This window comes from Saccharothrix sp. 6-C (genome assembly GCF_016695385.1).
Classification (GTDB): domain Bacteria; phylum Actinomycetota; class Actinomycetes; order Mycobacteriales; family Pseudonocardiaceae; genus Actinosynnema; species Actinosynnema texasense.
In genome coordinates this window covers 5,603,330-5,628,459 of the sequence record NZ_CP064192.1, presented here as the reverse complement: position 1 = coordinate 5,628,459, position 25,130 = coordinate 5,603,330, and the positions used below count along the sequence as shown (strand labels likewise).

Here is a 25,130-nt window from a genome sequence, read left to right as displayed (position 1 = left end):
GTGCTCCATACTCGCGTTCGGCGCGGCGGCCCCCTGTCACCCTGCCTCGGCCGCCGGCTCGTCTGGAGGTCTGTCGATGAAGGTTCTGGTAGGTCTTGTCACGGCGGTGCTGCTACTCCTGGGGACCAACGCGGCGGTTGCTCAGCCGACCGACACCACGCCGTACTACTGGCAGGTCCCGGGAGCCGGTGAGCACGTGCTGCAGTCGGCCGGGTTCGACGTCGAGCACGGCGTCGACGGCGCCGTGCAGGTGGTCGGCGACCAACGGGTGGCCGACCGGCTGGTCAGGCTCGGCTACCGGCCGAGCAGGTTCGACTCGGTGTACAAGCCGGTGGCGACCGGCCGGTCCGCGGACATCGGTGTCCAGACGTTCTACGGCGGCTACCGGACGGTGGCCGAGCACGAGAAGCACCTGACCGACGTGGCGGCCGCGTACCCGGCGCTGACGCAGGTGTACGACATCGGCGACAGCTGGCGCAAGACGCGCGGCCTGGGCGGTCACGACATCAGGGCCATCTGCATCACGAAGAAGCAGTCCGGCGACTGCTCGCTGAGCCCGAACTCCGCCAAGCCCCGGTTCGCGCTGATCGCGCAGATCCACGCGCGGGAGCTGGCCACGGGCGAGCTCGCGTGGCGGTGGATCGACCACGTCACCAAGGGGTACGGCACGGACGCCGAGGTGACGTCCATCCTGGACACCACCGAGCTGTGGGTGGTGCCGATCGTCAACCCAGACGGCGTGGACATCGTCGCGTCCGGCGGCAACCAGCCGCTGATGCAGCGCAAGAACGCCAACAACACCAGCGCGTCGTGCTCGGCGCCGAGCTACGGCGTGGACCTGAACCGCAACTCCTCGTTCAAGTGGGGCGGCGCCGGCACCAGCCGGTGCGGCGAGACCTACCAGGGCACGGCCGCCGGTTCCGAGCCGGAGACCAAGGCGATCGAGGCGTGGTTCAAGCAGTTGTTCCCCGACCAGCGCGGACCGGGCGACACCGAGCCCGCGCCGGTGACCACCAAGGGCGTGATGATCACGGTGCACAGCTACGGCAACCTGATCATGCCCCCGTGGGGCTGGACGTGGAACGCGAACCCGAACGCGACGCAGTTGGCGGCGCTGGGCCGGAAGATGGCGGCGTTCAACGGGTACACGGTGGTGGCCGAGGGCGACACGACGGGCACGACCGACGACTTCACCTACGGCAACCTGGGCATCGCGAGCTACACGTTCGAGATCGGGTCGGGCAGCGGTAGCTGCGGCGGGTTCTTCCCGCAGTACTCGTGCGTGGACAGCTTGTTCTGGCCCAAGAACAAGGGCGCTTTCCTGACGGCGGCGAAGGCGGCGAAGGCCCCCTACGCGAGCTGACCTCACCTCAGGTCCGCGGGCGTGGTCTGGCACGACCACGCCCGCGACCGCTCCTCCCCGGCCACGCGTGCCCGGCGGTCGGGTGAATAACTTGCGGGTTATCTGAGCATCCTGGTAAGGACTTACAAGGTCGTGCTCTCACCTTGCCCGAGAGGACTGCTCATGATGCGAGGAAAACGTGTCCTGCTCGTCCTGGCCGGCGCCGTCCTGGCGTTGACCGGGATCACCGGGCCCGCGTCGGCCCAACCGGATCCGATCACCGCCCTGGCCGGCAGCGGGACCGTGAACGACCCGTGGGTGCCGATGCGCGAAGCGCACACCACCTGCGAGTCCACCACCCTGTTCGGCAACTACTACGGCGGCGTGCACCGGGACCCGATCGTCGTGCTGCCGCGCGGCACGTGGATCGGGGTCCGCTACATCACCTCCGACGGCCGGTCCGCCGACGTCCTGTGGCACAACCACAGCCAGTGGGGCTTCATGCTGCGCAGTTGCTTCGCCTTCGACTGACCCGACGAACCGCGAGGAGCACCCCACCATGCGCACACTCCGCTTGGCTGCCGCCGTCACGGCGCTGACCGCCGCGGCCACCCTCACACCGGTCGCCTCCGCGGCCCCGGTCGACGCCCAGGCCGTCCGCCAGGTCTGCGCCCGGGACCTGTACGTCCGCGCCACGGCGGCGGGCGTGGTGATCGGCACCCTGTACTACGGCGAGAACTTCGACGTGCAACGCTACTCGCCCAGCGGGCAGTGGGTCTTCGGCCACGCCTACGGCAACGTCCACCAGGACGGTTGGGTCCAGAACGGCTGGTTCTGCTGACCTGTCACGCCCACCGCCGCCACCGTTGCGCGAGTCGCGCGACGGTGGCGGCGGTACCAGGTTCACCACGCGGGTCGGTTGAAGAACGCGCCGGTCCGCCAACTCGATGGGGGCAGCGGACCTGAACCGGTCCGCGGGGTCGTGGTGAAGCCGCCCCGCGAGTCACCTCCCCCCACGACAACGCCCCGTGATCGGTGGTAGGAACCAGGGAGAGGTGAGGAGGCGTCCGGTGGTCGGGGTGCTGGTCGTGGGAGCGGGGATCGCCGGGTTGACGACTGCGTTGAGCCTGCACGCGGTCGGGTGGCGAGAGGTCCGGGTGATCGACGCCGCGGTGCGGTTGCGGCCGGTCGGGGCGGGGCTCAACGTGCTGCCCAACGCGGTGCGCGAACTGGACGCGCTCGGCCTGCTGGAGGAGCTGTCCCGGGTCTCGGTGTCCACCGCCGAGCTGCGCTACTACCACCGCGGCGGCGACTTGATCCTGCGCGAGCCGCGCGGCGCGGAGGCGGGGTACCGCTGGCCGCAGCTGTCGATCCACCGCGGGCCGTTGCAGGCGGTGCTGCTCGATGCCGTGCGGGCGCGGCTCGGCGCCGGGGCCGTCACGACCGGCCTGCGGGTCGTGGACCTCGACCGCCGGGCCGACGGGCGGTGGCGGGTGGTCGCCGCAGGGCCGTCGGGCGCGCGTGAAGTGCTGGAGACCGACGTGCTGATCGGCGCGGACGGCATCCGGTCCGCCGTGCGGGAACTGCTCCACCCCGACCACCCCGGACCGCGCAGGCGGATGGGGCTGACCATCTACCGGGGCACCGCGGACCGCGCCCCGTTCTCCGGCGGGCGCACCATGGTCGTCGGGGGTGACGAGGAGCGCAAGGCCGTCGTGTACCCGCTGACGGAGGCCGCGCCTGGCGGCACCGCGGTGGTGAACTGGGCGGTGGTCGTCCCCACCCCGCAAGACGCCGAAGGCATCGTGGACTGGAACCAGCCGGTGCCCGCGTCGGTGTTCGTCGACCAGCTCGCCGGCTGGCGCTTCGCCGACGTCGACGTGGTGGACCTGATCCGCGGCAGCGACCAGGTCCTGGAGTACCCGATGGCCGACATCGACCCCCTGGACACCTGGTCGGTGGGCACCGCGACGCTCGTGGGTGACGCGGCGCACGCCATGGTGCCGATGGGGTCCAACGGCGCCACCCAGTCGGTGCTCGACGCCCGCGCGATGGCCCACCACCTGGCCGCCGTCGACGACCCGGCCGCGGCCCTGACCGCCTACGACCGGCTGCGCCGCCCGGCGGTGACCCGCATCCAGCGCGCCAACCGGGAGTACGGCCCGGAGGCCGTGGTCAACCTGGCGCACCGGGCGGCGCCGGACGGCTTCGACGAGCAGTCGCCGCCGTTCTCGCGGCGCGAGCTGCGAGAGCTGATCGACGGGTACGCGGAGATCTGCGGCTTCGACGTGGCCGCGGTCAACGCCGGCACGCCGTTCGGCTCCACCACCGGCTGACCCCGCCGATCGGCCCGCGGTGCCCGGCCGTCACGGTGACTTGATCGACAGGGCGTGGTGGAAGACGTCACGCGGGTCCCAGCGGGCCTTGACCCGTTGCAGGCGGGGGTAGTTGTTCTTGTAGTACAACGTGTGCCACGGCACGCCGGAGGTGTTCCAGCGCGGGTCGGCGAGGTCCACGTCCGGGAAGTTGACGCCCACGCCGTCGGTCGCGGTGTCGGGCACGGGCACGCCGCCGGTGGTGGCGTAGAGGTCGCGGTAGAACTCGCGGACCCACGCCAGCTGGTCGGCGTCCTGCGCGCCGATGCCCGTCTGCCGCCCGTCCGCCAGGTACCGGTGGCAGGTCGCGACCTGCTGGTCGGTCCACGCCCGGCGCAGGAACGCGTCCGCCGACTTGGTGCGGTTCATGCCGGAGGTGTCGAACCCGTCGCCCGGGATGGCCTTCAACCGGTGGAGCAGGCGATCGACCGGCTCTACCAGGTGATCGCCCACGACTTCCCCGTGCGCGACCCACCGCCCGCGACCTGCGCGGAGCGCGGGTGAACCGCGCGGCGCCTTCACCAGCACGGAGGAACGACGGCGACCTGGTGGCCGAGCTCGCGTGAGAGCACCCCGAAGCGAGTACCGGACCCACGGCTGCGACTCACCCACCCGAGGCCCGCCGACCGCCGCCCGCCGTGAAAGGTCCACTGGCTGATCCCGCTGCGCCATAATCGAACGGTGAAGCGCAAGGCGGCGCAGCGCCAGGATCGTGTGGAGCGCGAGCAACTCAGGACTGTGAGCAGCAAGGAGGCCAGGGCTGCGATCAACCGTCAAGGGCGGGAAGCGCGTGCGCGGATGGCCGAACAAGCTCGGGAGGCTCATGACCTGGCCGCGACGATCGCTCCCTGGTTGGGCAGGGCGTGGCAGTACGGCTCTCCCGGTGGGGGCGATTTCCGCCACGCCGATCACCGCTACCGAAGAGGTGCCGCGTCCGACGTCGGAGAAGCTGCCGGCCATGCCCGTCCAGAGCTTCGTTCTGCTCTTGAAGATGTCGTGTCCAGGCTGCACGGGTTGCGGGCGGAGTGGAGCGCGTGGAGCTGCAAGGACCACCGGCACCGTTCCGCTCCCCATGACGGGCTCTGCACTTCCCGCGCTCTTTTCGGTCGGACCCTGGCGGACATCGAGATCGGCTTCAACGAGGTCATCGGGTTGGCGATGTACCCGGTGCAACCGGACAACCTCTACGGGGGTGGTGAACTCGAGAAGGAGGTCAAGCGAATCCACCTGAAGCTTTGCGGGCTCGCGGAGAGGCTGTCGAGAGGCTCCGTGGCCCGTCCGGTGTCCGAGGTGCGACCGCCCCGGTACGCACGGCTCCGAGGTGGCGTGCTCGAGCGCCTGTTCAGGGCCGACCTCGACGCTCAGGTCGAGGCGGGACACTCTGTGCGGTGGGGGCTGAGAAAAGGTGATGTGGCGCTGAAGGAGGCAGGGGTTTGGCACGATGCCACCGCCGCCTTGTTGAGGCGTGGTCTGGGTGACGAGACGGCACAGGGGTTCGAAGTCCAGACGAAAGGGGCTCGCACCTGCAAGATTCCGAAGATCGACCGGGTAGCTCTCGGCTCCGCTCATCTGGAGCTGGGCTTGGTCTACCTGGGTGAGGTGCGGGAGCGCTTGTCCGACTACGCGGAGGCGGCCGGGCAGCGGCCCCCGCCGGGTGCCGGGTCCGGTGTGCGGAACAACGTCGACGGTTCTGTCGGGAACGCCGTGCAGGCGGGGATCATCTACGGCGACGTGCGCTTCTACGGCAGTGCGCCGGATGGTGGGCGATCCGGCTGAACCCGTGTCGGGGCCTGGCTGCGCGACCGGTGGGGAAGGTCGACGTGGCTGCTCCGCGCCGGCGGTCAGTGCTCGTAGAAGTAGCCGGTCACGTCGACCACGAGGTCCAGGCTGCCGTCGCTCCCGTTGTAGAACCCGGCCGTCGCCTGCTCGGTGACGGCGAGGTTGTTGGTCACCGCGCCGGGGGTGAAGTTCAGCGTCGCGGCGGTCGGTTGGAAGTGGTCCGGGTCCCGGTGGGACGCGGTGAGGTAGCCGTCGCGCTGCGGGTTCACGACCTTCGCGTTGAAGGTCACCGCGGTGGGGCCGAAGTCGAGCTTCGGCGCACCCTGGTCCAGGGTGTACTGGGTGTTCGACCTGCCCGGCAGCGCACCGGCCGGACCGCCGATGCCGCTGCGGGTGTCGACCGCGCGGATCGGTGACACGGGCACGAGGTAGCTCTTGCCGAACCGGGCGAAGTAGCCGATGACGTCGATGACCACGTCCGTGGTCGCGTTCGCGTACAGGTCGAGGTGGCCGTCCGCGCCGAGGGGGACGATCACCGAGTTCGTGATGGTCTGCCCCGCCGAGTAGTTGAGGCTCGACGTCTGCGGGTTGGCCGTGCCGGAGGGGTAGACCGTCAGGTGCCCCGGTGCGCGGGGGCCGACCACGGTGACGGTGAGCAGTGCCGCGGTCGCCTGGCCGGGCACGTCACCGGTGTAGTGGCCGGCGACCCGCTGGGTGAACGTCTCGCCCGCCACGACAGGTCGGGGCGACACCGTGCCGAGGCCGTCGCGCGTGTCGAGCAGCCGGCTCGGGTAGACGGGGGTGAAGCCCTCGGCGGTCGTGGCCTTCGTGAAGTAGCCGGTGACGTCGGCGATCAGGTCGACGCTGCCGGGACTGCCGTTGAAGAGGTCGACGTGGCCGCCACCGACCGCGACGGTCGTCAGCCCGGGCACGGTCCCGCCGGCCCGGAAGTCCACCACGGACGCGGTGGGCCTCGCCTGCCCGGAGGGGTGGGCGGTGAGGTACCCGTCGGCCGTCGCGCCGGTGACGGTGAGGTTCATGGCCACCGCCGTCACGTCGGCCGGAACCCCGTGGCGGCCACCGACCGCGAGCCGCACGGTGCTGTACGGCGCGACCTTCTGGACGGGCGCGCCGACACCGGTCCTGGTGTCGAGGAAGCGGGTCGGTCCGTGCTTGACGTAGCCGGAGCCGAGCGTGGCGACGCTGGTGGTGGTGGTCGCGGTGTTGCCGCCGGCGTCGGTGGCGGTGGCCCGCACCTGGTACGTGCCGGCCCGGTCGTACCGGTGCTGCGACACCTCGCCGGTCACGGTCTCGGTCTTGCCGTCACCGAAGTCGAAGGTGGTGGTGGCGATGTTCCACGGGCTGCCGCCGGGGTCCGCGTCGAACACCACCGTCATGCCGCCCCGCCTGCTCACGGTCAGGCCTGGGTTCAACGTCCCGCCGGCGGGCACGACCACGAGCGGCCAGGAGCGGGCGGTGGTCAGCAGGGACTCGCTGGTCGCCGTCACCTTGACGGTGTAGGCGCCGGTCGTGCGGTAGGCGTGGGACGCCGTGCACGGCCCCGAGGTGGTCGTGCCGTCCCCGAAGTCGATCACGCAGGCGAAGGGCGAGCCCCACTGGGAGCCGAGGGCGCTGCTGACGGTGACCGCACCACCGACCGGCGCCTGCGACGCGGACACGGTGATGGACCCGGACACGAAGTGGTCCTGAAGCTCGTGCGCGCCGCGGTCGACGTAGGGGACCGCACCCCCGCCCGTGTCGGGCACCTGCGGGTTGTCCACCCGGGGGCCGTTGACGGTCAGGTCGAGCACGCCCGGCGCGTCGCCGTTGCCGGAGTCGACGGCGGGCGTGCCCTTGTTCGGGTCCGTCCGCAGGTCGTGGGCGCCCTGCCCGGTGGCGGCGGTCAGGGCGGCCGGGGTCTGGTAGGCCGTCCCCGCCCACCGGTACGGGTTCACGGCGAGGAACGGGATGTTGTAGTCGAGCGTGACACCGGGCGCCGCCGCGCTGTCGACCTCGATCGCGTGCACCGGTCCTCTGGGGCAGTAGCTGCTGTCCGTGGGGGACAGCACCTCGGAGATGACGTTGTTCTGGATGGAGGAGCCGGTGGTCTCGCCGGTGACCACGACCGCGCGGTGGCACGAGTCGCGGAAGGTGTTGCCGGTGACGGCGAGCGCGTCGACGTTCTCGGCGATCACGCCGAAGTTGCCGAGCGAGGTGATCAGGTTGCCGGTGACCGTGACGCCTGCCCCGCCGTCGGCGTGCACGGCCCGCCCGCGCGTGCCGAAGGTCGTGCGGCTGACCGTGATCGCCGTGGACCCGCCGGTGATGCGCACCGTGTGCGCGCCGTTGTAGGGGTCCGCGTCCGGTTTGAACGAGCCGCGGTCGAGCGTGACCCGGCCGGCGCCGTCGATGACGACGGCGTTGGTGGCGGTGGCGCCGTGGATCGTCATGCCGCGCAGCGTCACGTCGTGCGCCCCGCGCACGGTGATCGTCGGCGCGGTGCTGCCCGTCGGCCGCCGCACGGCACCGCCTTCGAACACGATCGGCGCGTCGGCGGTCCCGGACCGGGTGATGGTCACGGTCTCGTCCTGCGTGCCGGTGATGTCGACGACCTGGCCGGGTTCGACCACGTCGGCCGCCGCCTGCACGGTGCAGAACGGCGTGGTCGCGCTGCCGTCACCGGCGTCGGTGCACGTCGCGATGTCGCGCACGTGCAGCGTGGTCGCCGCGGCGTGCGCCGTCGGCGCCGGCGCCACGGCGGCGAGAACCGCGAACGCCGCTGCGGCGGCGATGTTCGACAGGCGCACTCGATCTCCTCGGGACTCCGCGGCGGGCGGCTCGGGCATCTCTGCCGCGGGACCGGCGTCAAGTATGAGCGAGGCACCTCCAGCGCCGACCGGGTGCCTGCACGTGGTGCTCACGGACAGCGCTGGTTCCCGAGGGGCGGGAACCAGCCGGTGCTGGTGGTGGAGACGAGGACGCGGCGGGGGCGGGGCGGCGCAGTCCCGGGATGCAACTGCCCGGCACGCCCGGTTGGCACTGGTCCGCGGGTGGTTCGCAGATGCCGGGCAACCGGGTGCGCCGGTCGGGCGGCGGTGGGCGTCGTCGGTCGAGGCCCGTCGAGCGGCGCGGTCCCGGGGCGGGGTGTCAGGCGTGGGGGACGAGGAAGACGACCTTGCCGCGGACCGCGCCCGACGCGGCCTGGGCGTGGATCGCCGGCAGCTCGGTCAGCGGCACCCGCCGGGCCACGTCGACCCGCAGGTCGCCGGAGTCGACCAGTGCGACGAGCTCCGCCAGCTGCTCGGCGTCGCTGCGGACGTAGAGGTCGATGCCGCGCACGTCGCGGTCCTCGTCGGTCGGCGCGGGCATCCAGACGGTCGTGTTGACGACGACTCCGCCGGGACGGACCACCGTGACCAGCTCGGCCAGGACCGCCGGGTCGACGGGCGCGAGGTTGAGCACCAGGTCGACCTGCCCGGTCACCGCGGACAGCACGTTGGTGGTGGTGTGGTCGACGACCTCGTCGGCGCCGGCGGTCCGCACGGCCTCGGCGCTGCGCGGGCCGGCCGTGGCGATCACGTGCGCACCGGCCCGCTTCGCCAGCTGGACGGCGTAGCCGCCGACCGGTCCGCCCGCGCCGTTGACCAGCACGCGCTGCCCGGCCTCCAGCCGACCGTGGTCGAAGAGCGCCTGGTAGGCGGTGAGGCCCACCACCGGCAACGCGGCGGCGTCGGCCAGCGGGATGCTCTTGGGCGCCGGTGCCAGGGCGGTCGCCGGCGCGAGGACGTAGTCGGCCGCCGCGCCGGGCTTGGTCATCGGCAGGAAACCGATCACCTCGTCACCGACCGCGAGGCCCTCGACGCCTCCGCCGAGCGCGTGGACCGTGCCGGCGACGTCGAGGCCGGGGGTGTGCGGCAGGTCGACCGGGATCGGGCCCCGCATGACGCCCAGGCGGATGTTGCCCTCGACGGGGTTGAACGTCGTGGCCGTGACGCGGACCAGGACCTCGCCGGCCGCGGGGACCGGCTGCTCGACGTCCTCGTGGCGCAGGACCTCGGGGCCGCCGAACTCGTGGAAGCGGACTGTCTTCATGGCTGCTCTCCTTCACCATTTGCTTCGAAGTCGAAGCATCTGGACCTGAGCGTAGAACTGCTTCGAATTCGAAGCAAAGTGATGTGCGGCACGTCCGGCGCGGGCCGGCCCCGATGGCACGCCCGGCGGGCGGCCGATGGTCCTTCGAATTCGAAGCAGTAGACTGGTGGCATGGCCGACTCGCCGCCGTCGCTCGACCCCGTCCAGCTCGGCGCGTACTTCGACCTCGTCGAGGTGACCAGCCTGCTGCGCCACGCGGTCGAGCAGCAGCTGAAGGAGGCCGGCGAGCTGAGCTACGTGCAGTTCCAACTGCTGGCGCGGCTCGGTGACTCGCCCACGGGCAGCCACCGCATGACCGACCTGGCCGATGGCGTCGTCTACAGCCGCAGCGGCCTGACCTACCAGGTGGCGCTGCTGGAGAAAGCGGGCCTGGTCGAGCGCACGCCCTCCGCCGACGACGAGCGGAGCGTCACGGTCACCATCACCGACGCCGGACGCGCGCTGCTCGCGGCCGTGCTGCCCGGACACGTCGAGGTCGTCAGCAGCCTGCTGTTCGAACCGCTCTCCCGGGCCGACGTCACCAAGCTCGCCGCCCTGCTGGCGCCGGTGCGCGACCACATGCGATCCACTCCGCCGCGTTCGGCCGCGCCTCGCCGCCGCAAGGGCTGACGTCGCCGCGCCGGGACGCGGTCACCTGACGGACACCTCCCAGCCGTTGGCCAGGGGGCAGTGCTGCGCCGCCCGGTCCACCAGGGTGCGTCGCTGCGCGTCATCGGTGACGTTCGGCAGCTCCACGACCAGACGGGCGTCGAGGTCGTACCGCTGGGCGCCGTGCGCGCTCAGCGACACCTCCGCGCGCACCGCGCTCCCTTCCGTGTCGTGCCCTCCGGATGACGCGGTCAGCACCAGGCTCTGGTGCAGGCAGGTGGCCAGGGCCGCGGCGAAGAGGCGTTCCGGGTCCCAGCCGTGCCCGCTGCCACCCAGTTCGACCGGCTGGGTGACGGCCAGTGCGGTGCCCTCGGCGTCGTCGACCTCCACGCGGCCGTCCCGGGACACCGCCGCGGTGCTGTAGAGCTTCGTCATGTCCGTCGTCCCCAGCCTGTTCGCGAATCGTCGCCGACGGATAACCCGCCACTCGCCGGTCAACCGCGGGAGCCGTCGGACCACCCTGCCGTGTTCACGGCGCGCGTTCGGGTACTCGACGGGAGGTCCCGAGAGGTTGGAGTCGTCGTGCGGGTGGTCCGGTCCGGTCGGGTGGACGTGGGGGTGTTGCTGCGGCGACTCCGGCGTCGTGGGCTCAACTACGACCCGGCGGAGGTGCGGCGTCCGGAGTGGACGTTCGACGTGCACCGCCACCCGCTGGGGCGGGAGGCGGTCGGGCCGCCGGTCGAGGGCGGGGTGTGGTGGCGGGCCAAGCCCCTGGTCGCGGCCTACGAGTTCAGCCCGCCCGAGATCGTCCGCGCGTACTACGAACCCGGTTCGGAGCTGTCCGGTCGCGACATGCTGCTGGAGGCGCGACTGCCGGGGGTGCGGTTCCTGATGGGCGTGCGGGTGACCGGCGTGCGGGAGGAGACCACCGCGGAGCGGACGCTGTGGGGCTGGGGGTACGAGACGCTGGAAGGGCACCTGGAGCGGGGCCGGGTGGACTACGCGTTGGTCAAGCACCACGCCACCGGTGAGGTCGAGTTCGTCGCGCGAAGCCACTCGCAATTGCACCCGCGTGCGCCGTGGTGGATGCGGTGGGGGTGGCGGTGGTTCGGGCGGCGCGTGCAGTTGCGGTTCTACCGGCGGGCGGGGCAGCGGTTGCGGCGCCTGCTCCACGACCCGGTGGCCGTCGCACCGGCCACAGTGGAGCGATCCCCCGGTCGGGGGGTGAGCCTGCCCGATCCGCTGGGGTGAGGTTGCGGTGTCGTCCGACGGGTAGTCCAGGCCGACCGGAACGGTCCGATCGGACGGGGACGAGTCGTGAAAGTCGTGATCACCGGAGCATCGGGCAACGTGGGCACCGGCCTGCTGCGCGCCCTGGCCGCGGACAGCCCCGACCACCGGGTCGTGGGCGTGTGCCGTCGCCCGCCTGCGGACGGGGTGTTCGAAGGCGTGACGTGGCAGGCGTGCGACCTGGGGGAGGAGGGTGCGCGCGACGTGCTCGACCGGGTCATGGTCGGCGCGGACGCCGTGGTGCACCTGGCGTGGATGTTCCAGCCGGTCCGGCAGGGCGTGCGGCTGCACCGCACGAACCACAAGGGCACCGCGGCGGTGCTGGACGCCGCCCGGCGGGGCGGTGTGCCGCACGTCGTGCACGCCTCGTCCATCGCCGCTTACCGGCCCGCGGGCGACCGGCCGGTGGCGGAGACGTGGCCGACCACCGGTGTGCCGGGCTCGGTGTACGGCGCGGGCAAGGCGGAGGTCGAGGCGGCCGTGGACCGCTTCGCGCGGGAGAACCCGGACATCGCGGTCACCGTGGTGCGGCCGACCCTGGTCGCGCAAGGCTCCGCCTCGGCCAGTTTCCTGGCGCTGTTCTTCGACCCCCTGGTGCCGCGGTGGCTGATCCGGCTGCTCGACGACGGCCGGGTGCCGCTGCTGCCGCTGCCGGCGGCCATGCGGGTGCAGCTGGTGCACGCCGACGACGTGGGCGACGCGGTCGTGCGCATCCTGCGCCGCCGCGCCACGGGCGCGTTCAACCTCGCCGCGGACACGTTGACCGCGGCCGACCTGGCGCGGGTGGCGGGCGCCCACGCCGTGCCGGTGCCGGGAACGGTGATGCGGGCCGGCGTGGGAGTGCTGTGGCGGCTGCGGGCGATCGGCATGTCACCGGGCTGGTTCGACGTGGGCACCCGCTCACCCCTGATCGACACCACGAGAGCCCGCACGGAACTGGCCTGGACGCCCCGCGTGAGCAGCACCGACTGCGCCCGCGAACAGCTCACCGGCCTGGCCGGCGCCACCCCCGGCCCGACCCCGGCCCTGCGCCGCGACCGGCTCCGCGACGACGAGCGCGCCGACGCGTTGACCTGACGACGGCACCGGCGCCGATGTCCGAGGCCGGCGGCGAGGGCGTCGGCAGCCACGGGGGTCAGGTCTTCGTGGCGGTGACCCAGCGGTTGGCGGCCAGGGTGTCGTGGGGTTCGGGGAGCGGCCCGCGTCCGTGCCGGCGGGTGAAGTCGAACGGGGTGCGGACCCGGGTGGTCCAGCCGCGGGCGGCGAGGGCGGCGGCCGAGTCGGGGCGGGGATCGTCGTCGAACAGGGCGAGCAGGTCGATGCCGGTCTGGGTCTTGGTCGACGTGTAGACCGGGTTGTGGCGGACCGCGGGATGCTCCCGGACCAGTTTGACCTCGTAGGCCAAGGTGCTGCCGGGTGCGGACAGGCGGTCCACGGTGTCGATCAGCCGGCGTTCGGCGTCGCCGGGCAGGTACAGCAGCAGGCCTTCGGCCAGCCAGGTGGTGGGTTCCTCCGGTCGGAACCCGGGTAAGAGTCGCGCCCAGTCGTCGCGCAGGTCGGCGGTCACCGGGTGGCGGGTGGCGCGCGGGTGTGCCCCGAGGCCGTCCAGGACCCGTTGCTTGAAGGCCAGCACCGGGGCCTGGTCGAGTTCGAAGACGACGGAGCCGGGCGGCCAGTCGAGGCGGAAGGCCCTGGTGTCCAGGCCGGCGCCGAGCAGCACGGCCTGGCGGTTGCCCGCGCCGAGCACGACGTCGTCCAGCATCCTGGTGCGCAGCCCGAAGTAGCGGGCGAGCCTGCCCCACAGCGGATTCGCGTCACCTTCCGGGACGTCACGCGGGTGCACGGGCCAGCTCGCGGACGCCGGCGCGGCCCGCACGAAGTGCTCCGCGTAGTCGTCGCGGGCCAGGGAGTCCGGGCGGTGCGTCTCGATCGCGCGGGCGGCCGCGACCATGAGCGCGGTCAGTGCGACGCCCTCACCGAGCACCGTTCGTCCTCTCGTCCGGCGGGATCGCACCACGTGTCGGGGCGGTCGTGGGTGGTGGTGCGGGCCCCGTACAGGTCGGCCATGAACCGCACGGTGTCCTCGTCGCGCTGCACCAGGCTGGTGGTGCTGTCGACCAGGAGCGTGATGTGCCAGCCCTTCTGGAAGGCCGTGCGGGCGGTCGAGTCCACGCACACGTCCGCGTACACGCCGGCGAACACCAGGTGCTCGATGCGCCGCCGCCGCAGGTGGTGCTCGAAGCCGTCGGTCAGGAAGGCGTCGAAGCACGCGTGCTTGGTGACCACGAGCTCGCCCGGCGCCGGGGCGACCTTGTGGAACCGCGCGCCCCAGGTGCCTTCGCGGCACGTCGGCGCCCGACCGCCGCGTTCGTTGCGCCGACGCCAGCTCGGGCCCTGGTGCTCGACGTCGCCGACGAAGCGGACGAACACCACCTCGGTGCCCCGCTCCCGCGCCAGGTCGACCGCGCGGGCGGCGTTGGTCGTGACCGCGTCCAGGTGTGCGGGGTCCTTGCGGTACCTGGCGGTGGCGACCGGCCCGGTGCAGAAGTCGTTCTGCAGGTCCACGACGATTAACGCCGTCCGGGTCACGAACCCGCCTCCAGCCTCGCCGGCCGCTCGACGCGCCCGGGGGGCAGTTCGGCGAGCAGCGCGTCGACCACGGCCGTGGTCGAGTGCCGCCCGCCGAGGTCGGGGGTGAGGACACCGCGGGCCGTCACGGCGGCGAGCGCCCGTTCCGCCGCCTCGATCGCGCCCGCGCCGTCGCAGTGCCGTTCGACCACGGCCGCCGCGGCCCGCACGGTGGCCACCGGGTTGACGGTGTCGCGACCGGCCAAGTCGTCGGCGGAGCCGTGCACGGTCTGGTACTCCACCAACCCGGCCAGCTCTGGGTGCAGGTAGACGTTCTCGGAGCAGCGGTTCTCCTGCTTGTCCCCGCCGTAGCGGTCCAGCAGGACGACGTGCATGATGTCGCCCCACTCGTTGCCGGCCACGACGACCGTCCGCCTCGGCACCCCGTGCTGGATCAGGTTCCTGTTCACGGTGTCGGGTTGGTTCAGCTCGATCCGCACCCGGTGGCGTTCGGCCGCGGCGCGCACCCAGTCGTCGAACGCGCCGTCGAGCAGGTGGTGCTTGTAAGCCATGACGATCCGGTCGGCGCCGCCGTCCGGCCACTGCCGCCACCCCTGCGCCAGCGCGTGGGCGATGACGTCGTCGGTGATCTCCCGGCTGAACTGCATCGTGCGGGTGAGCACCCCCGGCGTGTGCCGGTTCTCCCCGGTGTAGAAGCCCTGGGCTTCGTCCCGGACGAGCAGCAGCGCCGCGTCGGGCGACGAGCCGGGCGCCGAGATCACGTCGACCTTCACCGCCCGCAGCCGCTGCCTGACCAGGTACAGCGACTGCGCGTTGACGGCCGTGCGGAACACCGCGGCGCCGCCCCGCCGGGCCAGCGACCGGCAGAACCGCTCGTAGTGCCCGGCGTCGTCCTCGGTCAGCCGGCGCGCGTCCGCGATCCCGTCGGCTTCGGCGCGCAGCGAGAAGTAGGAGTGGTAGACCCGGGGTGAGCGGGTGATGGCCGGCGCGACGCCGTGCAGCTGCCCCAGCCGGTTCACCACCCGTTCGAAGACGTCCGCTAACTCGGGGCCGGTGCCCCGGCCGACGGCGAGCCCGACCTGCGCCGTCATCCGGCGCTCGGGACCAGGTGGTCGCCCGGGATGCCCGCCGCGTCCGGCCGGTAGAAGTCCTTGATGCTGTCCACCCAGCCCGACACGGAGATCCGGTCGTCCTGGTCCGGCTCCAGGGCGGCGAAGAGCGCGTCGATGTTCTGCCGTTCGAACCCGATGGCGGACATCAGCGCGGTGAACACCGGCCGCTCGATCAGGCCGTCACCGTCCGGGTCGCCCAACGCGGCCAACGACCGGGCGAACTGGTCGATCGTGGAGTCGAACCGCTCGGGCGACAACACGCTGTCCTCGAACTCCTCCCGGTCGATGCGGCCGTTGCGGTCGTCGTCCAGCTCCTCGGCGAGGGTCTTCCAGTAGCGGTGGAACGCCGCGGTCATCGCCTCCTTCGCCGCCGCGTCGGACTGGGGCGCCGCCTCGACCACCCGGTGGGCCATGACCTCGAAGTCGTTCGCCTCGATCTCACCGGAACCGTTGGCGTCGAACAACCTGAAGACGAGGTCGACCCGACCCAGCGCCGCCTGAGGATGGTTCATGTTTCCTGCTCCCGTCGAGGATGACGACGCGACCTGGAATCGCGCCATCGACCCGCCACCGTGTCCGATGGCGGTGTCCCCATGATGTCGGAGGCTGCGCCTGCCCGGTCGAACGATTCGCGTGTTCACTGGAAAGTGTGAATTGCCGGCACCGCTTGGAATTCTTTCGAACGCAGCTGTCCCACCCGCAGCGCAAATTGGCGATAGACGGTGTTGTCCGCAAGAAAAGGGACATCGTCGAGGCCGGGCGAGCCTTGGACGGGCGTGCACGGGGAAAGCCGCACTTTGAGGGCGACACCCGGCACGGGCGGTGATAGAGGTTGAGCGCGCCGTGCGAGAGGTGGGGTCGTGGAGGACGGAACTCAGCAGCCCGACCGGCCCGAGGTGCGGCGGTGGAGCCCGCGCTACCGGTTCGTCGTGATCGTCGTCTACTTGCTGGTCGTCGTCGGTCTCACGGCGCTGTCGCTCCAGTCGGTCGCGTCGGCGGACGGGCCCGCCGGCACCGGGTCCGTGTTGCGGTGGTTGCCGATCGGCTTGGTGCTGGTGCTCTCCAGCGTCGGCATCAACCTGGTGCCGGCGGTCGTCGGCAAGGTGTGGCGCGACCCGGACCAGGCCAACATCGGGTTCGTCGACCTCACCGGTTGGCTCTGGCTCACCCTGCGCCCGCCCTTGCGGGCGTTCTGGGTGCTGCTCGCCGTGGCCGCGCTCGTCGCGGGCGGGGTGGTCATCCGGCCGGAGTCGACGGACCTGGAGCCGGGCAGGTTGCGGATCATGACGGCGTTCGTGCCCAACCCGAACGACCCCCGGGCGCTGCTGCTCGAGCAGTGGAACCGGCTGCACCCGCAGAACCCGGCCGAGTTCGACTTCGCCTCGGGCGAGACCGACCAGCAGCACGAGCGGATGGTGAACGACGTCAGGCCGGGCGGGCCGCACCGGGCGGACATCTACGTGCTCGACCTGGTGTGGATGGCCGAGTTCGCCGAGCAGGACTACCTCCGGGAACTGGTCCACCCGAGGCTTTCCGAGACCCAGTTGAGCGACTTCCTGCCCAACGTGCTCGCCACGTGCAGGTGGGAGGAGAAGCTGTGGGCGCTGCCGTTCAACACCGACGCGGGCCTGCTGTTCTACCGGTCCGACCTGCCGGACGTCCCCGCACCCGAGTCGTGGGACGCCTACTTCGGGTCTTCGGCGCTGGTCCCGCTCGCCGCAGCGAAGAGAACGTCCCAGGAGATCGAGGCCGCGAACGCCGCGCAGCTCGCCGACGAGGAGATGCTCACGATCACCGCGCTCGAGGCCATCTGGGCCGCCGGCGGCGAAGTCGTCGGCCCCAACGGGCAGCTGCTGCTCACGCCCGACGGCTCGATCGACTTCACGCCGGAGGACCTCAGGGGCATCGAGAAGCTCGCCGCCGCGTCGAAGAACCCCGAGCTGGTGACCCACGACGCCGGGCGGACGACGGACGGCTCGGCGGTCGAGGTCTTCGCCTCGGGCCGAACGCCCTACATGCGCAACTGGCCCGTCGCGCGGGACGACATCGGCGACCGGGTGCCGTTCAAGGTCGTGGCCCCCACCACGGCGAGCGTGCTCGGCGGGCAGAACCTGGCGATCTCCGCGGCCTCGGACAAGCCGCGCGCCGCCCAGGCGCTGATCGAGTTCCTCACCAGCCCTTCCAGCCAGCTGATCCTGTCGGAGCTCGGCGGGTTCGCGCCGACCCGCCAGTCCGCGTACGGCATCGCGAAGCGCCCCTTCAGCCAGCAGCTCCGCGTAGCGGTCGAGAGGGCCCGACCCCGGCCGATCACCGGCTGCTACACCGAGTTCAGCCGCACGTTCCGCCGGGGCATCGGCCGAGCCCTGAACGCGGGCGGCCGGCTGGAACCGGACTTCGCCAAGCAGGCGGCGGACGCGTGGCGGTGCGTCGGCACCCGCTGACACCGCTCGGCGCCGGGCGGGTGCGGGGTCGGTGCTCGTCGATCAACGCCGTCGCCTCAGTACTTCGCCATGAAGTAGTAGCCCTGCGCGTCGTGCAGGCAGTAGGCACCGTACGGGTAGACCTCGGCCCAGCCCTCGTCGATGACCGACTGCTTCCACGCCACGCACTCGGACTCGTCGGCCCAGTAGCCGTTGACCTCGAAGCCGGCGGCGTGCGCGGGCGGGGCGACGAGCACGGCCGCGGCCAGGGTGATCGCGAAGGCGAGCAGGCGACGTGGCATGAAGACCTCCGGCGTGGTGACCTGGGGATCGAAGATAAGCAGTGCCGGCCCCCGCGGACATCAGCCGAACGTGTGCCGACAGGACGTCGGCACCACGCACCCCCATCCGGGCGCAGGGGCGCCACGCGTGGGCGGGACGCGGTCAGCAGGGCGGGGCGTACGCGAGGTCCGCGCCGACGTAGCGCCGCCACGCCTCCTCGGTCAGCGCGCCGCTCGTCGCGCCGCAGATGCGGTCGATGTTGCGGTCCACGTCGAGCGACCACACGCGAACCGCGTAGTCGTAGCTGCCGCTCGCCAGCGTGTGGCCGTCCGGGCTGAACGCGACCCCGTACGCGGCGTTGGACTGGCCGCCCAGCGGGCGACCGACGGCCGAGACGCGCGCCGGGTCCGCGACGTCCCACAGCCGCACGGTCGCGTCACCTCCCGCGGTGGCGAGCCGGCGGCCGTCCGGGCTGAACGCCAGGGCGGTCACCAGCGTCGTGTGGCCGGTGATCGGACCGCCGACCGCCGTGGCGCGCTCGGGCGCGGCGACGTCCCACAGCCGAACCGCGGAGTCCGCGCCGCCCGAGGCGAGCGTCCGCCCGTCCGGGCTGAACTCGACGCTGTAGACGGTCCCGGTGTGACCGGTGAGCGTGTGCACGGGAGTGGGGTGGGCCGGGTCGGCGACGTTCCACAGCAGGACGGTGCGGTCCACCCCGCCCGCGGCGAGGGTGCGCCCGTCCGGGCTGAACGCCACTGTCTGCACCTGGAGGGAGAAACCGGTCAGCGGCTCGGCCAGCCGGGTGGGGCGGGCCGGGTCGGTGATGCTCCACAGCCGCACGGTCGCATCGCCGCCGGACGTCGCGAGGACCCGCCCGTCCGGGCTGAACGCCACATCCGTCACCGCCGCGTCGTGCACCTTCCACGGGCGGCCGAGCACGGTCGGGCTCGTCGGGTCGGCGACGTTCCACAGCCGCAGCGTCTGGTCGTTCCCGACCGCGGCGAGGGTGCGCCCGTCCGGGCTGAACGCCACCGCGGTGACGTTCGCGGTGTGCCCGGTCAACCGCGGGCCCAGTTCGCGGGGCGGGTCGCCCGCCCGCCAGAGCCGCACCGTCGTGTCGGCCGAACCCGTGGCGAACACGTCACCGTCCGGCCGGTAGGCGATCGCGTTCACCGACGACGTGTGCCCGATGAGCCACGTGCCCGGCAGGTCCCACACCTCGACCGAGCGGTCGTAGCCCGCGGTGACCAGGGTCGAGCCGCTTGGACCGAACACCACCGACGACACGGCGCCGCTGTGGCCGCCGAGGGGCGGTCCGAGCGCGGCCGGCCGGGCCGGCTCGGCCACGCTCCACAGCTGCGTGGTCGCGTCGCCGGCGGCGGTCGCGAGGACCCGCCCGTCGGGGCTGAACCGCAACCCCATGATCATCCGGGCTGTGCCGCTGAGCAACTGGTTCACGTACGCGGGCCGCGCGGGGTCGGCGACGTTCCACAACCGCGTGGTGGAGTCCGCGCTGCCGGTCGCGAGCGTGCGGCCGTCCGGAGCGAACGCCAGGGACAGCACCGGGTTGACGTGACCGGTGACCAGCGGGGTCGACGACGGCGCCACGTGCGCGGGGTCGGCGACGTTCCACAGCCGCACGGTCTGGTCGCGGGAGTTCTGCACCGGGCCCTGCGCCGTGACCAGGGTGCGGCCGTCGGGGCTGAACGCCATCGCCGCCACGCCGCCGTCCTGCGTCAACGGCTCTCCGATCAGCGAGGGGCGCGTCGGGTCGGCGACGTCCCACAGCCGGATCGTCCGGTCCAGCCCGCCGGTGGCCAGGACCCGGCCGTCCGGGCTGAACGCCGTGGTGAACACCGCGCCGTCGTGGCCGTCCAGGGGAGCGAGGGCCGCCGGGCGCGTCGGGTCGGACACGTCCCACAGCCGCGCGGACTCCGAGTCGGTGGTCGCGAGCACCCGGCCGTCGGGGCTGAACGCGACGGCCCACCCGATGTCGGGCAGCGGCAGCGGTTCGGCGAGCGGCGCGGGGTGGTGCGGGTCGGCGAGGTTCCACAGCCGCACGGCCGAATCGGCCCCGATCGACGCGACCGTCCGCCCGTCGGCGGTGATCGCGAGCTGGTTGATGTTCTCGGTGTGGCCGGTCAGCCTCGTGTGCAGCGGCACCTGGCCGGCGGTGAGCAGCCGGGTGTAGGTCTCGTCGTCGGGGCGCATCCGGTGCGCCAGCAGGGACAGCTGCGCCGACAGGGAGGCGTCCGTGCCGCGGAGCTGGTCGGCCTCCGCCAGGACCCGGTGGTAGACCGCGACGTCGCGCTGCTCCACGGCCTTCCCCTGCTGCTGGTAGGCGACGGCGGCCGCGGTCGACGCGGCGACGCTGAGCCCGACGAGGGCCGCGCGGGCGACCCGTCGCCGCGAGGTCGCCCGCCGCCGGGCGCCCTCGGAGGCGAGGAGGAACGCGCGGCCCGTGCCGCTGAGGTCGTCCGAGGACGCCCACGACCGTGCCAGCTCCAACCGGCTGCCCCGGTACAGCAGCGAGGCGTCGTGCCGACCGCCGCGCTCCCACTCGGCGGCGGACTCCTCGATCGCCTGGTGGACGAGCCGCCCGGCGCGGTCGTCGTCGATCCACCGGCGCAGCAGCGGCCAGTCGCGCAGCAGCGCCTCGTGGGTGATCTCGACGGTGTCGCGGTCGTTGGTGAGGAGGCGGGCCCTGGTGAAGGCGTCCACCACCGCGGCGGGCAGGTCCCGCAGCGGCACGCGGCGCCGGGTGTCGTCGGTGCCGTCGCCGACCCGGACGAGCCGCAGGAACACCGTGCGCGCCAGGCGTTGCCCGTCTTCGTCGAGCGAGGCGAAGGTGGCGTCGGCGGTGGTCGCGAGGGCGTGCTGGATGCCGCCCGAGTCGCGGTAGCCCTGGACGGTGAGCGTGGACCCGTTGCGCTGCTGCCAGCACACGCGCAGGGCGTGGGCGAGCAGCGGCAGCCGCCCGGCCTCGTAGCCGGACGTCGCACCGAGGTCGGTGAGCAGGAGGTCGACCAGGCCGGCCTCGATCTCCAGGCCGGCCAGCCGGGCGGGCATGACGATGGTCTCCCGCAGTTCCGCCCGGTCCATCGGGCCGACGACCAGGGGTGCGTCCTGCAGCGCCGCGCGCAACGGCGGGTAGTCGGCGCAGGCCGCGTGGAAGTCGGCCCGCACGCCGAGCACCACGAGCGCCCGCGCCGGGTCCGCGGCCAGTTCGGCGAGCCGGTCGACGTAGGCCTTGCGCCTGTCCTCGTCGGCGCACAGCGTGAACAGCTCCTCGAACTGGTCCACGACGAGCACGACGCGGCCTTCGCCGTCACCCGGTTCCACCGAGGGTTCCGCCGTGGGCGTGCTCACGACCACCCGCCACCGGTCCGACCCCGGCAGGGCGGCCCGCGCCAGCCTCGGCGCCAACCCGGCCCGGAGCAGCGAGGACTTGCCCGCGCCGGACGGGGCGATCACCACCTGGATGCCGCCCTCGCGGCTGCGCCGGTCGACCAGGCCGACGAGGTCGGCGACCACCGCGTCCCGACCGAAGAACCAGTCGGCCTGCTCGGCCTCGAACGCCGCGAGGCCCGGGTAGGGGCACTCGCCGACCACGGGCCCGAACGTCCGCACCCGCTCACCCGCGCCGTCACCCAGGTGGACGTGCTGGTCGCGCCCCACCTGGTTGACGCTGCCACCGCCGGACGCCCACGCCGCCTGCGAGACCTGCGCCCCGTCACCTTCGAGTTCCACCCGCCCACCCCCGAGGGGCCAGTATGACTTCGACGTTCCCGTGCCGATCCGCATAAGTACGCCGTCGTGCAACCCATTCGGGTACGACTCGGATGTCGTGGACGGCGTGCGGGGTGACGGTTCGGTCGGTGTGGTGCGAACGACCGATGTGGTGCGTCCGTCGCCCGGTTAGCTTGTCGGGCGCGAGGTCGAGGTCGGCTGTCGGCGGGCGATCCCGTCCGGCTCCGTGCCGACCACCCTCGCCGTCACGGACGGTGGCGGCATCATCACGACGGCCGAGGTGGGCAGGACAACATCGTCTCCGACGACGCCTCGGGTGCGCCGACGTGGTTGTCTCTGGTCTGGGAACCGGACGGGTGCGCGCGTTCAGGGCCATGCCCGCCACTGTGGACAGCCGAGCAGACGAGAGAGAACCGGATGACCAGAGACAACGACCCCGAGCTGGTCGCCGAGCTGGACCGCCTCGACGCGGCGGTCAGGGCGGCGCCCGCGGGAGACACCACGGCGCAGATCGCGCTGTGGCGGCAGGTGACCGCGCTGGAGCAGTGGTTCTTCATCGCGCGGGGCCCGGCGGACCGGCCCCGTCCCTACGCCGTGGCCGCCGAGCAGGGGCCGATGATCTGCCTCTACAGCAGCGCCGCACGGGCGGGTGAAGCCGGCCGCGCCCTCGGACTGGTCGACGCGGACAGCGGCTCGGCGTCCTTGTTCAGCGTGCCGATGCCGGCGGCGGTCGACTACGTCGCCTCGTTCGGGAAGACCGGCGTCTTCGGGGTGACCCTGGACCACCCGCGGCTCGGTCACTACATCCCGCTGGGGAACCTCGGTCTGCTCAAGGCTTGGGTCCAGGGGGCCGGGCAGTGAGCGGCGCCGACCCGGGCGACAGCTTCGTCGAGGTGATCGCGCGCGAGGTGGAGGCCGACCCCGCCAACCTGGCGTTGCGCGAGGACTTCATCACGTTGCTGCTGGAGCGGGACCCGGACCGCGCCGCCACCGAGCTGACGGCGTTCGAGGCGCTCGGCGGTGACCCGGCGCGGGTCCGCCTGCTGCGCGCCCGGCTGATGGCGTCGCGGATGCGAACCTCGAACCCGCCGCCGCCCGCCGAGACCTCGCCCCCGGCGGCGTCCCCCGCACCGAGGGCGCGGTCCGGCGCAAGCGCGCCCGAACAGGTCCCGACCCCGACCCGCGGGGACCGCCAGGACGGCGGCCGCGCCACGCCGGCGTCGCTGTGGGACGCCGAACGCCCGGCGGTGACGCTGGCCGACGTCGTGGGTCTCGCCGAGGTCAAGCGGCACCTGGACACCGCGTTCCTGGCGCCGCTGCGCAACCCCGAGCTGGCGGCGGCGTTCGGGCAGAAACCGGGCGGGTCGCTGCTGATGTACGGCCCACCCGGGTGCGGCAAGACGTTCATCGCCAGGGCGATCGCCGGCGATCTCGGCGCGTCCTTCATCCACGTCACCCTCGCGGACCTGCTCAGCAGGTGGGTCGGGGAGAGCGAGAAGGCGATCCAGAGCGTGTTCCGCGACGCCCGCGCGGCAGCGCCGTGCGTGATCTTCTTCGACGAGTTCGACGCGCTCGGCGGACGGCGCACCTCCGGCGGCGGCGGGTCGCAGACGATGCGGATGCTCGTCACCCAGCTGCTGGAGGAGCTCGACGGCGTGACCGGCGTGAACGACGGGGTCTACTTCCTGGCCGCCACGAACCGGCCGTGGGACATCGACTCCGCGCTGCGCCGACCGGGCCGGATCGACAAGACGGTGCTGGTGCTGCCGCCGGACGCGGTCGCCAGGGCGGCGATCGTGCAGGGCGCGCTGGAGGGCAAACCGACCGACGGCGTGGACGCCGTCACCGTCGCGGCGGCCACGGAGGGGTTCTCCGGCGCCGACCTCGGCCACTTGACGACCACCGTGCTGCAACAGGCCATGGTCGAGTCGATGAGCAGCGGCGAGCTGGTGCCGGTCACCACCGACGCGCTGCTGGCCGCGGTCGGCGGCGTCACCCCGTCCACGACGTCCTGGTTCGACCAGGTGGCGCCGGTGCTGGAGTACGGCGTCGACGACGGCACCTTCGACCAACTCCGGGCGTACCGGGTCAAGCGAGGCATGCGATGAGGAACCCCGGCCACGCGGCCGCCGACGACCACGACGCCGTGGAGCGCACCCTGGACCTGGCCTGGGAGCTCTTCGCGGCACAGCCGGCGCACCCCGAGGTCGCCGAGCTGGCCTCACGGGTGCTCGCCGCCCAGCCGGAGCGGAGCAGCGTGTCGCTGTTGCTCGCCAACCACCGTGAGGTGTGCGGCGAGGCCGGCGAGGCACGCCGCCTCTACCTCCAGGTGGCGGGTCGCCGCGACCACCAGTTCGTCAACGCGGCCCGTGCCCTCCGACACCTGGCGGTGGCCGAGCACGACCACGCCGAGGCGCTGAGCTGGGCGCGCACGGTGCTGGGCGAGGACCACGAGGAGTGGGGCGACTGGATGGAGCTGGGCCACGTCCAGGCGCTCTGCGGGGAGCACGAGGACGGGTGGCGCCAACTCGACGAGGCGGTGGCGCTGTGCTCCCGGACGGCGCCGGACGAACTGCCCAAGGCGCTCGGGAAACGCGCGGCGTACCTGCTGGGGAGCTTCGCGCCACCCGACCGGTTCGTCCCCGCCGCCGAGGAGGCCATCCGGGCCGATGCGGCGAACTCGTGGGTCGCGCTCATGCTCGGCTGGTCCTACCTGGTGCAGTACCGGTTCACCGACGCCGAACAGCTCGGTCTGCGGCTGCTGCGCGAGAACCCGACCGAAGACCTGCTCCAGGACCTGGTGGGCACGGCCCGGACGATGCTGCGGATCGTCGACAAGGCGCACACCCAGGACATCACGCTGGAGGACATCCGCCGCAGCGGGGTGATCGAGCTGGGGTGGCGGCAACTCCGCGACCAGGTGCTCGGCACCGACCTGGCTTCCGCGCTGGCGGCGTTGGACGACGTGATGCCCGCCGACCTGCGCGCCACCCTCCGGCCAGGGGTCGCGATCTCCGACGTGCCCGGGAGCGACCAGCTCGGCTCCGTGGCCGCGGAGGACCTGGTGGCCTGGCACGACGGCCAACTGCCCGGCACCGGCGCCGCCTGGGGGACGGCCGGGCCGTTCCGCCTGATGTCCGCGGCCGAGATCATCGCCCTGGGCGCGGAGATCGAGGCCGACCCGGCAGCGCACCCCGACTGGCCCGAGAACGAGGTCTGGGAACAGGTGATGACCGACGACGCCGGGGCGTACCTGGTCATCGTCGCGCTCGGGGCGCTGGTCGAGCGTCGACCCGGGCACCCCGACAAGCCCGTCGCCGAGTCGATGGCCGACTGGATCTGGGACCGGGTGGCCGACTTCGGCGGCCGGGACCCGCGGCCGGCGCCCCGCCGGACCGAGGCTTCGCCGACCGACCCCGTGCTGCCCCCGGGACGTCCTTGACGGGCGTCC

At 72.7% G+C, this 25,130-nt stretch carries 22 protein-coding genes; 12 read left to right on the top strand and 10 right to left on the bottom strand.

All coding sequences use genetic code 11. The features are described 5' to 3' along the window. The first annotated feature begins 76 nt into the window (after window positions 1-76). The 4 genes from IOD16_RS23365 to IOD16_RS23350 all read left to right on the top strand — a co-directional run bounded on the left by IOD16_RS23365 (window position 77) and on the right by IOD16_RS23350 (window position 3,678). Complete coding sequence (locus IOD16_RS23365) at window positions 77-1,363, top strand: M14 family zinc carboxypeptidase (RefSeq protein WP_201436149.1); 1,287 nt, start codon at window positions 77-79, stop codon at window positions 1,361-1,363. Between the two features lie 165 nt (window positions 1,364-1,528). Next, a complete protein-coding gene (locus tag IOD16_RS23360) occupies window positions 1,529-1,873 on the top strand; it encodes a hypothetical protein (protein ID WP_201436148.1) in 345 nt (114 codons plus the stop codon). Window positions 1,874-1,901: 28 nt separating this feature from the next. Continuing rightward, the gene (locus IOD16_RS23355) at window positions 1,902-2,183 is read left to right on the top strand and encodes a hypothetical protein (protein WP_201436147.1); all 282 of its coding nucleotides are present in this window, start codon (window positions 1,902-1,904) and stop codon (window positions 2,181-2,183) included. 214 nt (window positions 2,184-2,397) lie between these two features. Next, window positions 2,398-3,678, top strand: a complete 1,281-nt coding sequence (locus IOD16_RS23350) for an FAD-dependent monooxygenase (protein ID WP_236594306.1) — start codon at window positions 2,398-2,400, stop codon at window positions 3,676-3,678. Window positions 3,679-3,708: 30 nt separating this feature from the next. Here IOD16_RS23350 and IOD16_RS40545 read toward each other — a convergent pair whose 3' ends face one another. Next, window positions 3,709-4,125: a BBE domain-containing protein gene (locus IOD16_RS40545; RefSeq protein WP_236594305.1), complete on the bottom strand. Its 417-nt coding sequence runs from the start codon at window positions 4,123-4,125 to the stop codon at window positions 3,709-3,711. A 273-nt stretch (window positions 4,126-4,398) separates the two neighbouring features. Here IOD16_RS40545 and IOD16_RS40540 point away from each other — a divergent pair, with 273 nt between their 5' ends. Then, window positions 4,399-5,493, top strand: coding sequence for a hypothetical protein (locus IOD16_RS40540; protein ID WP_236594304.1), 1,095 nt, complete (start codon window positions 4,399-4,401; stop codon window positions 5,491-5,493). Between the two features lie 65 nt (window positions 5,494-5,558). Here the strand turns inward: IOD16_RS40540 and IOD16_RS23335 are convergent, their stop codons facing one another. Both IOD16_RS23335 and IOD16_RS23330 read right to left on the bottom strand, forming a co-directional pair. After that, window positions 5,559-8,303 (bottom strand): PKD domain-containing protein, encoded by a 2,745-nt coding sequence (locus IOD16_RS23335; protein WP_201436144.1) that lies wholly within the window; start codon window positions 8,301-8,303, stop codon window positions 5,559-5,561. A gap of 340 nt (window positions 8,304-8,643) precedes the next feature. Continuing rightward, on the bottom strand, window positions 8,644-9,588 hold the full coding sequence (locus IOD16_RS23330) for an NADP-dependent oxidoreductase (RefSeq protein ID WP_201436143.1): 945 nt from the start codon (window positions 9,586-9,588) through the stop codon (window positions 8,644-8,646). Window positions 9,589-9,759: 171 nt separating this feature from the next. Between IOD16_RS23330 and IOD16_RS23325 the strand changes: the two genes are divergently transcribed. Next, window positions 9,760-10,257 carry a MarR family winged helix-turn-helix transcriptional regulator gene (locus IOD16_RS23325; protein WP_123746991.1) on the top strand — a complete coding sequence of 166 codons (498 nt, stop codon included), beginning with the start codon at window positions 9,760-9,762 and terminating at the stop codon, window positions 10,255-10,257. 21 nt (window positions 10,258-10,278) lie between these two features. Here the strand turns inward: IOD16_RS23325 and IOD16_RS23320 are convergent, their stop codons facing one another. Beyond that, a complete protein-coding gene (locus IOD16_RS23320; RefSeq protein ID WP_123746992.1) occupies window positions 10,279-10,671 on the bottom strand; it encodes an OsmC family protein in 393 nt (130 codons plus the stop codon). A 147-nt stretch (window positions 10,672-10,818) separates the two neighbouring features. On the opposite strand from IOD16_RS23320, the gene IOD16_RS23315 reads away from it, so the two are divergent. Beyond that, entirely contained in the window at window positions 10,819-11,487 is a 669-nt protein-coding gene (locus IOD16_RS23315) for a DUF1990 family protein (RefSeq protein ID WP_201436142.1), read from the top strand. A gap of 66 nt (window positions 11,488-11,553) precedes the next feature. Then, window positions 11,554-12,603, top strand: a complete 1,050-nt coding sequence (locus IOD16_RS23310) for an NAD-dependent epimerase/dehydratase family protein (RefSeq protein ID WP_201436141.1) — start codon at window positions 11,554-11,556, stop codon at window positions 12,601-12,603. 58 nt (window positions 12,604-12,661) lie between these two features. Here IOD16_RS23310 and IOD16_RS23305 read toward each other — a convergent pair whose 3' ends face one another. The 4 genes from IOD16_RS23305 to IOD16_RS23290 are packed head-to-tail and all read right to left on the bottom strand — an operon-like array spanning window position 12,662 to window position 15,739. Further along, complete coding sequence (locus IOD16_RS23305; protein WP_236594303.1) at window positions 12,662-13,510, bottom strand: SAM-dependent methyltransferase; 849 nt, start codon at window positions 13,508-13,510, stop codon at window positions 12,662-12,664. Then, window positions 13,486-14,091, bottom strand: a complete 606-nt coding sequence (locus tag IOD16_RS23300) for a cysteine hydrolase (RefSeq protein ID WP_236594302.1) — start codon at window positions 14,089-14,091, stop codon at window positions 13,486-13,488. Before IOD16_RS23300 ends, IOD16_RS23305 begins: the two co-directional genes overlap by 25 nt. 20 nt (window positions 14,092-14,111) lie before the next feature. Continuing rightward, a complete protein-coding gene (locus tag IOD16_RS23295; protein WP_201436139.1) occupies window positions 14,112-15,206 on the bottom strand; it encodes an isocitrate/isopropylmalate family dehydrogenase in 1,095 nt (364 codons plus the stop codon). Beyond that, window positions 15,203-15,739 carry an EF-hand domain-containing protein gene (locus tag IOD16_RS23290; RefSeq protein WP_201436138.1) on the bottom strand — a complete coding sequence of 179 codons (537 nt, stop codon included), beginning with the start codon at window positions 15,737-15,739 and terminating at the stop codon, window positions 15,203-15,205. Before IOD16_RS23290 ends, IOD16_RS23295 begins: the two co-directional genes overlap by 4 nt. A 348-nt stretch (window positions 15,740-16,087) precedes the next feature. Here IOD16_RS23290 and IOD16_RS23285 point away from each other — a divergent pair, with 348 nt between their 5' ends. Next, window positions 16,088-17,668, top strand: coding sequence for an extracellular solute-binding protein (locus IOD16_RS23285; RefSeq protein ID WP_201436137.1), 1,581 nt, complete (start codon window positions 16,088-16,090; stop codon window positions 17,666-17,668). A 56-nt stretch (window positions 17,669-17,724) separates the two neighbouring features. On the opposite strand, the gene IOD16_RS23280 is transcribed toward IOD16_RS23285, so the two are convergent. Both IOD16_RS23280 and IOD16_RS23275 read right to left on the bottom strand, forming a co-directional pair. After that, window positions 17,725-17,949: a hypothetical protein gene (locus IOD16_RS23280; RefSeq protein ID WP_201436136.1), complete on the bottom strand. Its 225-nt coding sequence runs from the start codon at window positions 17,947-17,949 to the stop codon at window positions 17,725-17,727. Between the two features lie 142 nt (window positions 17,950-18,091). Next, entirely contained in the window at window positions 18,092-21,679 is a 3,588-nt protein-coding gene (locus tag IOD16_RS23275) for an nSTAND1 domain-containing NTPase (RefSeq protein WP_201436135.1), read from the bottom strand. Between the two features lie 417 nt (window positions 21,680-22,096). Here IOD16_RS23275 and IOD16_RS23270 point away from each other — a divergent pair, with 417 nt between their 5' ends. The 3 genes from IOD16_RS23270 to IOD16_RS23260 are packed head-to-tail and all read left to right on the top strand — an operon-like array spanning window position 22,097 to window position 25,121. Continuing rightward, the gene (locus IOD16_RS23270) at window positions 22,097-22,540 is read left to right on the top strand and encodes a hypothetical protein (protein ID WP_201436134.1); all 444 of its coding nucleotides are present in this window, start codon (window positions 22,097-22,099) and stop codon (window positions 22,538-22,540) included. Continuing rightward, the gene (locus IOD16_RS23265; RefSeq protein ID WP_201436133.1) at window positions 22,537-23,787 is read left to right on the top strand and encodes an ATP-binding protein; all 1,251 of its coding nucleotides are present in this window, start codon (window positions 22,537-22,539) and stop codon (window positions 23,785-23,787) included. Before IOD16_RS23270 ends, IOD16_RS23265 begins: the two co-directional genes overlap by 4 nt. Continuing rightward, a complete protein-coding gene (locus IOD16_RS23260) occupies window positions 23,784-25,121 on the top strand; it encodes a tetratricopeptide repeat protein (protein ID WP_236594301.1) in 1,338 nt (445 codons plus the stop codon). Before IOD16_RS23265 ends, IOD16_RS23260 begins: the two co-directional genes overlap by 4 nt. Window positions 25,122-25,130: the final 9 nt, after the last annotated feature.

Bases quoted from the DNA above. Each gene is read 5' to 3' on its own strand.
- IOD16_RS23365 (WP_201436149.1), top strand. From the start codon at position 77: ATGAAGGTTCTGGTAGGTCTTGTCACGGCGGTGCTGCTACTCCTGGGG.
- IOD16_RS23295 (WP_201436139.1), bottom strand. From the start codon at position 15,206: ATGACGGCGCAGGTCGGGCTCGCCGTCGGCCGGGGCACCGGCCCCGAG.
- IOD16_RS23325 (WP_123746991.1), top strand. From the start codon at position 9,760: ATGGCCGACTCGCCGCCGTCGCTCGACCCCGTCCAGCTCGGCGCGTAC.
- IOD16_RS23355 (WP_201436147.1), top strand. From the start codon at position 1,902: ATGCGCACACTCCGCTTGGCTGCCGCCGTCACGGCGCTGACCGCCGCG.
- IOD16_RS23290 (WP_201436138.1), bottom strand. From the start codon at position 15,739: ATGAACCATCCTCAGGCGGCGCTGGGTCGGGTCGACCTCGTCTTCAGG.
- IOD16_RS23330 (WP_201436143.1), bottom strand. From the start codon at position 9,588: ATGAAGACAGTCCGCTTCCACGAGTTCGGCGGCCCCGAGGTCCTGCGC.
- IOD16_RS23280 (WP_201436136.1), bottom strand. From the start codon at position 17,949: ATGCCACGTCGCCTGCTCGCCTTCGCGATCACCCTGGCCGCGGCCGTG.
- IOD16_RS23320 (WP_123746992.1), bottom strand. From the start codon at position 10,671: ATGACGAAGCTCTACAGCACCGCGGCGGTGTCCCGGGACGGCCGCGTG.
- IOD16_RS23360 (WP_201436148.1), top strand. From the start codon at position 1,529: ATGCGAGGAAAACGTGTCCTGCTCGTCCTGGCCGGCGCCGTCCTGGCG.
- IOD16_RS23260 (WP_236594301.1), top strand. From the start codon at position 23,784: ATGAGGAACCCCGGCCACGCGGCCGCCGACGACCACGACGCCGTGGAG.
- IOD16_RS23270 (WP_201436134.1), top strand. From the start codon at position 22,097: ATGACCAGAGACAACGACCCCGAGCTGGTCGCCGAGCTGGACCGCCTC.